This window comes from Xenophilus sp. (assembly GCF_044462705.1).
Lineage (GTDB): Bacteria > Pseudomonadota > Gammaproteobacteria > Burkholderiales > Burkholderiaceae_C > Xenophilus > Xenophilus azovorans.
Window position 1 is genome coordinate 1 of the sequence record NZ_JBIQNC010000161.1, and the last position, 11,200, is coordinate 11,200.

Annotated in this window: 8 protein-coding genes; 7 read left to right on the forward strand and 1 reads right to left on the reverse strand. The window is 72.3% G+C overall.

Annotation, left to right across the window (positions count from 1 at the left end; translation table 11 throughout):
* Positions 1-1,084 (reverse strand): leucyl aminopeptidase (locus tag ACIY1X_RS19835; RefSeq protein ID WP_399683828.1); only part of this gene is annotated, 1,084 nt, incomplete at its 3' end.
* A 113-nt stretch (positions 1,085-1,197) separates the two neighbouring features.
* Between ACIY1X_RS19835 and lptF the strand changes: the two genes are divergently transcribed.
* The 7 genes from lptF to ACIY1X_RS19870 all read left to right on the forward strand — a co-directional run.
* Positions 1,198-2,289 carry an LPS export ABC transporter permease LptF gene (gene lptF, locus ACIY1X_RS19840; RefSeq protein WP_399683830.1) on the forward strand — a complete coding sequence of 364 codons (1,092 nt, stop codon included), beginning with the start codon at positions 1,198-1,200 and terminating at the stop codon, positions 2,287-2,289.
* Positions 2,286-3,404: an LPS export ABC transporter permease LptG gene (gene lptG / locus ACIY1X_RS19845; RefSeq protein WP_399683833.1), complete on the forward strand. Its 1,119-nt coding sequence runs from the start codon at positions 2,286-2,288 to the stop codon at positions 3,402-3,404. The genes lptF and lptG overlap by 4 nt, the downstream gene beginning before the upstream one ends.
* Positions 3,405-3,423: 19 nt before the next feature.
* Complete coding sequence (locus ACIY1X_RS19850) at positions 3,424-3,903, forward strand: RDD family protein (protein WP_399683836.1); 480 nt, start codon at positions 3,424-3,426, stop codon at positions 3,901-3,903.
* A 53-nt stretch (positions 3,904-3,956) separates the two neighbouring features.
* Positions 3,957-4,856, forward strand: coding sequence for a site-specific tyrosine recombinase XerD (xerD, locus tag ACIY1X_RS19855; RefSeq protein WP_399683847.1), 900 nt, complete (start codon positions 3,957-3,959; stop codon positions 4,854-4,856).
* Positions 4,857-4,909: 53 nt separating this feature from the next.
* A complete protein-coding gene (locus ACIY1X_RS19860) occupies positions 4,910-5,737 on the forward strand; it encodes a DsbC family protein (protein WP_399683839.1) in 828 nt (275 codons plus the stop codon).
* Positions 5,738-5,776: 39 nt separating this feature from the next.
* Positions 5,777-9,742: a phosphoribosylformylglycinamidine synthase gene (gene purL, locus ACIY1X_RS19865; protein ID WP_399683842.1), complete on the forward strand. Its 3,966-nt coding sequence runs from the start codon at positions 5,777-5,779 to the stop codon at positions 9,740-9,742.
* 401 nt (positions 9,743-10,143) lie between these two features.
* Positions 10,144-11,200 (forward strand): GspE/PulE family protein (locus ACIY1X_RS19870; protein WP_399683845.1); only part of this gene is annotated, 1,057 nt, incomplete at its 3' end.

Here is an 11,200-nt window from a genome sequence, read left to right on the forward strand (position 1 = left end):
CGCACAGGATCAGGCGGCCCTCGGCGTCGGTGTTGCCGACCTCGATGGTCTTGCCGGACATGCTGGTGAGCACGTCGGACGGGCGGTAGCTGTTGCCGTCGGGCATGTTCTCGACGGCGGCGGCGATGCACACCAGGTTCACCGGCAGCTGCATGCCGACCGCGGCGACGAAGGTGCCCAGCACCGTGGCCGCGCCGCACATGTCGTACTTCATGTCCTCGATGCCGCCCTGGGTCTTCAGGTTGATGCCGCCGGTATCGAAGGTGATGCCCTTGCCGACCAGCACGTAGGGCTTGTCGTCCTTGCCGGCGCCGTCGTACTTCATCACCACCAGCTGCGGCGGGTTGGCCGAGCCCTGCGCGACCGCCAGCAGCGAGCCCATGCCCAGCGCCTGCATCTGCTCGCGGTCCAGCACCTCGCAGGAAACCTTGCCGCCGACGCGGGCGGCGAACTCGCGGCCCTGTCGTGCCACGTAGCCCGGGTTGCACACGTTCGGCGGCAGGTTGCCGAGCTCGCGCGCGAACGCCACGCCCGCGGCGATCGCGCGGCCCTGGGCCAGCGCCTGCTCGTCGCCGGCGCCGCTGGCGCTGCCGGTCACGGCCAGCGCCTTCAGCCCGGTTTCCTCGCGGCGCTTGTTCTTCGCGCCCAGGGTGGCGGTGTAGCGGTAGCAGGCGTGGTCGGCGGCGACCACCGCCTGGCGGATGTTCCAGGCCGCGTCGCGGCCGGGCACGGCCACTTCGGTGAGGGTCAGCAGCGCCGACGCCGCCGGGCCGGTCCTGAGCGCGCGCGCGGCGTCGCCCACGGCCTTGAGGTACTGGGCGACCCCGAACTTCGCCGGCTCGCCGAGCCCGACCACCAGCACCCGCGGCGCGGCGACCCCATCGAGGTCGTGCAGCAGCATGGTCTTGCCGGGCTTGCCGGAGAGGTCGCCGCGCTCGGCCAGCGCGCGCAGGCGCCCGCCGCAGGCGGCGTCGATGGCCTGCGCGGCCGGCGTGAAGGTGGCGTCGGCGAACGCGCCGACCACCACGCAATCCACGTTGGCGGTGATGGGGGCTTCGCGGCTCAGGCGGGTGTCGAGGCTCATCCGGGGTTCCGACGGGGAGACGATGGGGGTTTCCGTACAATGGCGCGGCTGCGCTTGGACGGAAGCCGTCGATTCTAAAGCAAGCCCCTGGATTCCCCCAGCCAAGGACCCCGATGCCGCTGCTCGACCGCTACCTTCTGCGCGAATTCGGCCAGGCCACCTTCGCCGCGCTGGTCGTGCTGCTGATGGTCAGCCTCGGCGGCCTGTTCGCCAACGTGCTCGCGCAGATCGCGGCCGGGCGGGTGCCCGCGGCGATGATGCTCTCGCAGCTCGGCCTGCAGACCCTGCGCTATCTGCCGCTGATCCTGCCGCTGGGGCTGATGCTCGGGCTGCTGCTGGCGGTGGGCCGGCTGTACCGCGACGCCGAGATGCCGGTGCTCGGCTCGGTCGGGGTCGGCCCGCGGCGGATGCTGCGGCCGCTGATGCTGCTGGTGCTGCCGGTGGTGGGGGTGATCGCGGTGCTGTCGCTGTGGCTGGGCCCGTGGGCCAAGGCGACCTCGGCCGCGCTGATCGCCGAGAGCAACCGCAACGTGCTGGTCGCCGGGCTCGAGGCCGGGCGCTTCACCGAGCTGCCCGGCGGCGGTGGCGTGGTCTACGTCGGCGCGATGTCGGCCGACGGCACCCGGATGGAGCGGGTGTTCGTGTACCGGCAGTCGGGCGACCGCCTCGACGTCACCAGCGCCAGGACCGCGACCACCAGCCAGCAGGGCCAGGACCGGTTCCTGCGCCTGGAGGACGGCTTCCGGGTCGAAGGGCCGCGCGAGACCGGGCGTGATTTCCGGCTGATGCGCTATGCCGCCAACGACCTGCTGATGCCGCAGCGCGAGGACGCCAAGCCCAAGCGCGACCCGGAGGCGATGCCCACGCTCGCGCTGCTGCGCGACCCCAGTCCCGACACCCGCGCCCAGCTCCATTACCGCATCGCGCCGCCGCTGCTGGCGCTCGCCTTCGCGTTGCTGGCGGTGCCGCTGGCGCGCAGCCCGCCGCGGCAATCGCGCTACGGCCGGGTGCTGCTCGGCTTCCTCGCCTACCTGGTCGGCATGAACCTGACCATGCTCGGCACCGACTGGCTGGCCGGCGGCAAGCTGCCGCAGGCGGCGGGCCTGTGGTGGCTGGTGTTGCCGCTGCTGGCACTGGGCCTGTGGATGTATTTCACCGACGGGCGCCTGCGGCGGCCGCTGCGCGCGCCCTGGAGGTCGGCATGAAGCTGATCCCCGGGACCACCTTCCCGCGCATCCACGACCTGTACGTCGGCCGGGTGCTGCTCGGCACCGTGCTGGTGACCTGGGCGGTGCTGGTCGGCCTGGACTTCGTCATCGGCGGACTGATGCCGGAGATCGGCGACATCGGCGAGGGCGACTACACCTTCTCCTCGGCCCTGGTGTACGTGATCTACACGGTGCCTCGGCGGGCGTATTTCCTGTTCCCGACCGCGGCGGTGATCGGCACGTTGATGGGCATGGGCCAGCTCGCCACCACCTCGGAACTGACCGCGCTGCGCGCGCTCGGCCTGTCGCGGCGCCGGCTGGGCCTGGCGGTGGCGATGGCGCTGGCGGTGCTGACCGCGCTGATGGTGCTCAATGGCGAGACCCTGGCGCCGTGGGGCCAGCGCCGCGCGGATGCGCTGAAGGCTTCGGCGCGCTCGCCGGACCTGATCGTGGCCCAGTACTCCGGCCTGTGGGCGCGCGAGGGCAACACCTTCCTCAACGCCGGCAGCGGCGAGGAGCAGAGCCGCGGCGACGAAAGCTGGCTGGAACTGCGCGACGTGCACCTGTACGAGTTCGACGACGAGGGCCGGCTGGAATCGATCGCCCGCGCCGCCACCGCCGAGCACCGCGACGGTGGCTGGCTGCTGCACGACGTGCATCGCACCTGGTTCGAGCCGCGCTCGGTGACCCAGACCGAATCGCTGGCGGAGCGCTGGGAATCGCAGCTCGATCCGACCGCGCTGGCCGCCAGCGTGGTCCGTCCCTCGGCGCTGAGTTCCTCGGCGCTGCGCTCCAGCATCGAGTACCGGCGCCGCAACGGCCTGGACGCCAGCGAGTTCGAGGAACCCTACTGGGGCCGCTGGTTCTATGCGTTCAACGTGTTGGCGCTGTGCCTGGCGGCGGTGCCGTTCGCGTTCGGCACCCTGCGCAGTGGCGGCCTCGGGCGACGGTTGTTCGTCGGCATCGTGTTCGCGCTCGGGTTCTGGTTGCTGCAGACGCAGTTCGTGCGCATGGCCGGGGTGTTCAAGTTCGACTACCGCGTCGCCTACCTGCTGCCGCCGGTGCTGATGCTCGGCGTCTCCGCGGTCCTGTTCCAGCGCCGCTCGGGCTGACGCTCCCTACAATGGGCGCATGAACGAGGGGATGCCGCGGGCCAGGGCGCTGGTGGGATGGCGGGTGCTGGCGCTGGTCTACGACGCGTTGCCGGTGGTCGCGCTGTGGATGCTCGCGTCGGCACTGTTCACCGTCGGCTTCCAGTTCCTCGGCCACCACGCCCCGCGCGAGACCATCGCCCCGTTCAGCCCGCTGCAGTGGCTGTTGTGGCTGGTGTGCTGGCTGGTGGCCGGCGGCTACGCGGTGCTGAGCTGGCGCGGCGGCGGCCAGACCCTGGGCATGCGCCCGTGGCGGCTGCGGGTGGTCGCCGCCGATGGCGGGCGTCCGTCATGGCGCGCGCTGTGCATCCGCTACGCGGTGGGCACGCTGTCGCTGCTGGCCGCCGGGCTCGGTTTCTGGTGGGCCTGGGTCGACCGCGACCGCCTGGCCTGGCACGATCGCGCCAGCGGCACCCGGCTGCTGCGCGAGCCGCGACGCAAGGCCAAGGGCGACGGCTGATGGCCGCGCGCACCGCCGCCGACCGCCGCCAGCACGCGATGGCGCTGCCGCCGCTGCGCGAGGCCGATGCGGCCGCGATCGAAGCCTTCCTCGACAGCAGCTGGGCCGAAGCCGGGCTGTCGCGACAGACCCTGGCCAGCTACCGCCGCGACCTCGAGGGCCTGGCCCGCTGGCTGGATGGCCGCGGCGGCGGCCTCGCCGGCGCCGACCGCGCCTGCCTGTTCGACTATTTCGCCGCGCGCACCCGCGACGGCTACAAGCCGCGCAGCAATGCGCGCCTGCTGTCGGCGCTGCGCGCGTTCTACGCGCACGCGCTGCGCCGTGGCCTGCGCAAGGACGATCCCAGTGCGCTGCTGGAAGCGCCGAAGCTGGACCGCGCGCTGCCCAAGGCGCTGCCGGAAAGCCAGGTGGAGGCGCTGCTCGCCGCGCCCGACACCGCCACGCCCGACGGCCTGCGCGACCGCGCCATGCTCGAGCTGATGTACGCCTGTGGCCTGCGCGTCAGCGAACTGGTCGGCCTGCCCGCGACCGCGGTGAACCTGCGCCAGGGCGTGCTGCGGATCAGCGGCAAGGGCGGGCGCGAGCGCCTGGTGCCGCTGGGCGAGGAAGCCCAGCACTGGCTGCAGCGCTACCTGGATTCGGCGCGCCCGGTGCTGGCGGGTTCGCGCGCCTCGCCGGCGCTGTTCCTCACTCCCGGCGGAGAGCCGCCGACCCGGCAGCAGTTCTGGACGCTGGTGAAGCGGCTCGCCGCCGCGGCGGGCATCGACCCGGCGCGGATCAGCCCGCACGGGCTGCGCCACAGCTTCGCCACCCACCTGCTCAACCACGGCGCCGACCTGCGCACCCTGCAGATGCTGCTGGGCCACAGCTCGCTCTCGACCACCCAGATCTACACCCTGGTGGCGCGCGAGCAGCTCAAGCGCCTGCACCAGCGGCACCATCCACGCGGGTGAGCGGCGGCCACGGGCGTGCCCGGCGCCGGCCCGTGCGTGCGACAATGCCGCACATGAAGACGCTCCTGTTCCTCGCGCTCGCCGGCTTCAGCCTGGGCGCCTGTGCCGGCGATGCCGGCGCCCCCGCCGCCGCCCAGGCAGGCGCCAAGCCCACCGCCGCCGCCGGCGCCGCGACCGCCGCCGCGGGCACGCCCGCCGCGCGCGCGCGCGCCGCGCTGCACACGCTCGACCCGGACATGCCGATCGAACGCATCGACGACGCTGCGTTCCCCGGCTTCCAGGCAGCGATCGTCTCCGGCCAGGTGGTCTACGTCAGCAACGACGGCAAGTACCTGATCCAGGGCTCGGCCTACGACATCGCCGCGCGCAAGGACCTGGGCGAGGAAGCGATGAAGTCGCTGCGGGTCGAGCTGATGCGCGACATGCCGCTGAAGGACCGGATCGTGTTCGCGCCGAAGGATCCCAGGTACACGGTCACCGTGTTCACCGACGTCGAATGCGGCTACTGCCGCAAGCTGCACAGCGAGATCGACAAGATCAACGCCGAGGGCATCGCGGTGCAGTACGTGGCCTTCCCGCGCATGGGGCTGGGCAGCGAGGACTACCGCAAGATGGTGGCGGTGTGGTGTTCGGCCAATCCGAAGCAGGCCCTCACCGACGCCAAGAACGACCGCCCAGTGCCGTACCGCGAATGCACCAACCCGGTCGCCATGCAGTACAAGCTCGGCCAGCGCATGGGCCTGACCGGCACCCCGCTGGTGCTGGCGCCCGACGGCACCGCGCTGGGCGGCTACCTGCCGCCGGACCGGCTGCGCGCGGCGCTGGACAAGCTGGCCGAGGGCGAGACGCCCGTGGCCAGCACCGCCACCGGCAGCCCCTAGGTACAATGGCGGCCCGTTAGCCACGGTTTCCCGCCGGACATGATCGTCCTCGAGGGCCTCCCGGCCCTGTCGCCGTTCCGCCGCGATCGGCTGCAATCGCGACTCTCGGCCATTGCCCCGGACCTGCGCCTGCTTGGCGCCTGGTACACCTACTGGGTGGAGCCCGAACCCGGCGCCGCACCGGATGGCGCGGTGCTGCACCGGATCCTGCAGGCCGCCCCCGGGCGCCAGCCGCTGGCCGCCGGCGCCTCGTCGCGCTTCGTGGTCCCGCGCCTGGGCACGATCTCGCCATGGGCGAGCAAGGCCACGGAGCTGCTGCACGGCGCCTCGCTGCCGGTGAAGCGGGTCGAGCGCGGCACCCGCATCGACCTCGCCGGCCTCCCGGCCGACCGCGCCGAGCTGGAGGCGGTCGCGCGCCTGCTGCACGACCCGATGACCCAGTCGCTGCTGGAGGCCCCGGAGCAGGGCGCGGCGCTGTTCGCGACGCCCGCGCGCGGCGCGGTGGCGCGGATCCCGCTGGACCGCCTGGCGCAGGCGAACACGGACCTGGGCCTGGCCCTGGCCGACGACGAGCTCGAGTACCTGCGCGAGCGCTACGCCGAGCTAGGCCGCGCGCCCACCGACGTCGAGTTGATGATGTTCGCGCAGGCGAACTCGGAGCACTGCCGGCACAAGATCTTCAACGCGAGCTGGACCATCGACGGGCGCGACCAGCTGCAGGCCAACGGACAGCCGCTGTCGCTGTTCCGCATGATCAAGCAGACCCACATCGCCACCCCGGAGCACACGCTGTCGGCGTACAGCGACAACGCGGCGGTGGTCGAAGGCTACCCCGCGCGCCGCTACCGGCCGGACCCGGAGACGCACGAATACCGCGCCGAGCCGCTGGCCGACAGCGCGTTCTGCATCAAGGTGGAAACCCACAACCACCCGACCGCGATCGCGCCGTTCCCCGGCGCGTCGACCGGCGCCGGCGGCGAGATCCGCGACGAAGGCGCGACCGGCCGCGGCGGCAAGCCCAAGGCCGGGTTGTGCGGCTTCAGCGTCTCGCACCTGCGCATTCCCTCGTTGCCGCAGCCGTGGGAAAGCGAGCGCCCGCTCAACCCGCGCATGGCGCCGGCGCTGGAAATCATGACCGACGGCCCGCTCGGCGCGGCCGCGTTCAACAACGAGTTCGGCCGACCCAACCTCAGCGGCTACTTCCGCAGCTTCGAGCTGCGCGAGGGCGAGGGCCTGGACCGCGCCTACGACAAGCCGATCATGCTCGCCGGCGGGCTGGGCGCGATCGACCGCACGATGGTGGAGAAGCGTCGGCTGTCGCCCGGCGATGCGGTGGTCGTGCTCGGCGGCCCGGCGATGCTGATCGGCCTGGGCGGCGGCGCCGCCAGTTCGGTCGCCTCGGGCGAGAGCGCCGAGGAGCTGGATTTCGCCAGCGTGCAGCGAGACAACCCGGAGATGGAGCGCCGCTGCCAGGAAGTGATCGACCGCTGCGTGGGGCTCGGCGAGGCCAATCCCATCCTGTCGATCCACGACGTCGGCGCCGGCGGCCTGTCGAACGCGATTCCCGAGCTGCTGCACGACTCCGGCGTCGGCGGCGTCATCGACCTGGCCCAGGTGCCCAGCGACGACCCGTCGCTGTCGCCGCTGCAGCTGTGGTGCAACGAATCGCAGGAGCGCTACGTGCTCGGCCTGCCGCAGGAGCGCGTGGCCGAGTTCGCCGCGCTGTGCCTGCGCGAGCGTTGCCCGTTTGCGGTGGTGGGCGTGGCGACGGAGGAGGAGCGGCTGGTGGTGGGCTACGGCGCAGCGCCAGGCCGTCCCGCGGGCGACGCGCCGATCGATCTGCCCATGGACGTGCTCTTCGGCAAGCCGCCGAAAATGCATCGCGACACCGCGCATCCGCCGCCTCCGCGCTGGCCTTCGCTGGACACCGGCTCGCTGGAGCTGCACGACGCGGCGCTGCGGGTGATGGCGCACCCGACGGTCGCGGCCAAGTCGTTCCTGGTCACCATCGGCGACCGCAGCGTCGGCGCGCTGACCGCGCGAGACCAGATGATCGGCCCCTGGCAGCTGCCGGTGGCGGACTGCGCGATCACCCTGTCCGATTACGAAGGCCACGCCGGCGAAGCGATGGCGATCGGCGAGCGCACGCCGCTGGCCCTGCTCGACCCCGCCGCCGCCGCGCGCATGGCGGTGGGCGAGGCGATCACCAACCTGTGCGCCGCGCCGGTGGCGTCGCTGTCGCGGATCAAGCTGTCGGCGAACTGGATGGCCGCCGCCGGCCACGATGGCGAGGACGCGCGCCTGTTCGACGCGGTCCGCGCGCTCGGGCTGGAGCTGTGCCCGGAGCTGGACCTGAGCATTCCGGTGGGCAAGGACTCGCTGTCGATGCAGGCGCAGTGGAGGGCAGCGAACGGGGAACGTGGAGCGGGGAACGGTGCGGAGCGGAAGTCCGTGTCGCCGGTGTCGCTGGTGGTGACCGCGTTCGCGCCGGTGCAGGACGTGCGCGCGCAGCTGACGCCGCTGCTGGACCGCGAAGTGGACAGCGAACTCTGGCTGATCGGGCTCGGCGGCGGGCGCCAGAGGCTGGGCGGTTCGATCCTGGCGCAATGCCACCCCGACGCGACGCAGGGCAGCGGCGCGCTGCCGGCGTTCAGCGGCGAAGGCGACGGCCTGGGCGTGCCCGACCTCGAGGATCCGCAGCGCCTGCGCAATTTCTTCGAACTGATCCGCGACGCGCGCGAGGCCGGCCTGCTGCTGGCCTACCACGACCGTTCCGATGGCGGCGCGTTCGCGACGATGGCGGAAATGGCTTTCTGCTCGCACATGGGCCTGGACATCGTGCTCGATGGGTGGGGCGCGGATCGCATCGGCGACGTGTTCCGCACCCTGTTCAACGAGGAGCTCGGCGCGGTGGTGCAGATCGCCGCCGGCGACCGCGCCGCGTTCGCCGACCTGGTCGCGCGCCACGGGCTGGTGGACTGTGCGCAGCGCATCGCGCGCCCGACCACCGCACCATCGATCCGGGTGCTCGACGATTTCGAGACGCTGGCGCAGTGGCGCTGGGACGAGCTGTTCGACGCGTGGTGGTCGGTGAGCCACGCGATCCAGCGGCTGCGCGACAACCCCGGCTGCGCCGACGAGGAGCGCGAGCAGGCGCGCCGCTTCGACGCGCCCGGCCTGCGCCCGCGGCTGAGCTTCGACCCGGCCGAGGACATCGCCGCGCCGTTCATCGCCACCGGTGCGAAGCCCAGGGTCGCGATCCTGCGCGAGCAGGGCGTCAACGGGCAGCTGGAGATGGCGGTCGCGTTCGAGCGTGCCGGGTTCCGCGCGTTCGACGTGCACATGAGCGACCTGGTGGCCGGCCGCGCCACGCTGGAGGGATTCGCCGGCTTCGCGGCCTGCGGCGGCTTCAGCTACGGCGACGTGCTCGGCGCCGGCCGCGGCTGGGCCACCAGCATCCTCGAACGGCCGCACCTGCGGGAGATGTTCGAGGCGTTCTTCGCCCGCGGCGACAGTTTCGCGCTGGGTGTGTGCAATGGCTGCCAGATGCTCAGCCAGTTGCGCGACATCGTGCCCGGGGCGCGGCACTGGCCGAAGTTCCTGCGCAACCGCAGCGAGCAGTACGAGGCGCGGCTGTCGCTGCTGGAAGTGGTGGAGTCGCCGTCGCTGTTCCTGCGCGGGATGGCGGGTTCGCGGATCCCGGTGTCGGTGGCGCACGGCGAGGGGCGGCCGGAGTTCGATTCGCCGGTCGATGCCGCGGCGGCACGCGTCGCGTTGCGGTTCGTGGACGGGGACGGTGCGCCGGCGACGAGCTATCCGGCCAATCCGAACGGGTCGCCGAATGCGGTCGCGGGGCTGACCACGGAGGACGGCCGGGTCACCATCCTGATGCCACACCCCGAGCGCACGCCACGCACGGTCAACTTCAGCTGGGCGCCGCGCGACTGGCCCGAAGACTCCCCCTGGCTGCGCATGTTCCGCAACGCCCGCGCCGCCATCGGCTGACTTTTCTGCCGGACTTTTCCGGCGCGGGCTTCGGTCCGGCGCGGTGAGGGGGCGTCCTGGCGAGCGCGGGAGGCGGGGGTGTGGCCTGCCGCGTGCGGCACGTCCCTGTGCCGACACGCGGCGGGGGCATCCATGCCCCCTGCAGTCCACACCCCCGCCTCCCGCGACGCTCCAGGAGTTGTGGGACCGCGCCTGCTTCGCGGCGATCACTCCCTTCTCCCCGCCCGCGGGGAGAAGGTGCCCCGAAGGGGCGGATGAGGGGCGCTTTTGATCCCGCGCACGCCAGGACGCAACCCTCACCGCGCCGGACAGGAGCCTGAGCCGGCATCGTTTCCAGCGAAGCTGAACCGGTAGGCGGCCGGGAACGACCTGATAGAGTCCGGGGTCCGAGGAGGATGGGCGTGCACGCAGTCGCCAACCAAGCCAACGCCATGGAGGCCCACGGCGCCGACGAACGCATCGTCGCCGCCCTGCTCGAACGCGGCCGCCTCAAGGAACCCGATCTCGCCCGCGTCCGCCGCCTCCAGGAAGAAACCGGCGGCAGCCTGCTCGCCCTCCTGTCCCGGCTCGGCCTCCTGTCCGAGCGCGACCACGCCGAAACCGCCGCCAGCGTGCTCGGCCTGCCGCTGGTCGCCGCCCGCGACCTGCCAGACGAGCCGCCCGAGGCGACGCCGCTCAGCCTGCGCTTCATGCAGCAGTTCCACGCCGTGATCGTCGGCGAGGACGCCGACAGCGTGCAGGTGCTGCTCGCCGATCCGCAGGATCCGTACGTGCTCGACGCCGTGCGCCTGGCCAGTGGCCGCGACGTGCGCCCCGCCGTGGCCCTGCGCTCGGAAGTCGACGACCTGATCGAGCGCTGGCACGGCCAGGGCCGCAGCGCAATGGGCGCGCTGCTGACCGGCAGCGACATGGAATCCGGCGAAGGCGACGTCGACGACGTCGAGCACCTGCGCGACCTCGCCTCCGAGGCGCCGGTGATCCGCCTGGTGAACCTGATCATCCAGCGCGCGGTCGAGTTGCGCGCCTCCGACATCCACATCGAGCCGTTCGAGAACCGGCTCAAGGTGCGCTACCGCATCGACGGCGTGCTCGAAGAGGGCGAAAGCCCGCCGCAGAACCTGACCGCCGCGGTGATCTCGCGGATCAAGATCATGGCCCGCCTCAACATCGCCGAGCGCCGCCTGCCGCAGGACGGCCGGATCATGCTGCGGGTGCAGGGCAAGGAGCTCGACCTGCGCGTCTCGACCATGCCCACCGCGCACGGCGAATCGGTTGTGATGCGCCTGCTCGATCGCGAGACCGTGGTGTTCGACTTCCAGCGGCTCGGCTTCACCGACCGGTTCCTGCCGCAGTTCCAGCGCGTGCTCGAGCAGCCGCACGGGATCCTGCTGGTCACCGGCCCCACCGGCTCCGGCAAGACCACCACGCTGTACACGGCGCTGTCGAAGCTCAACACGC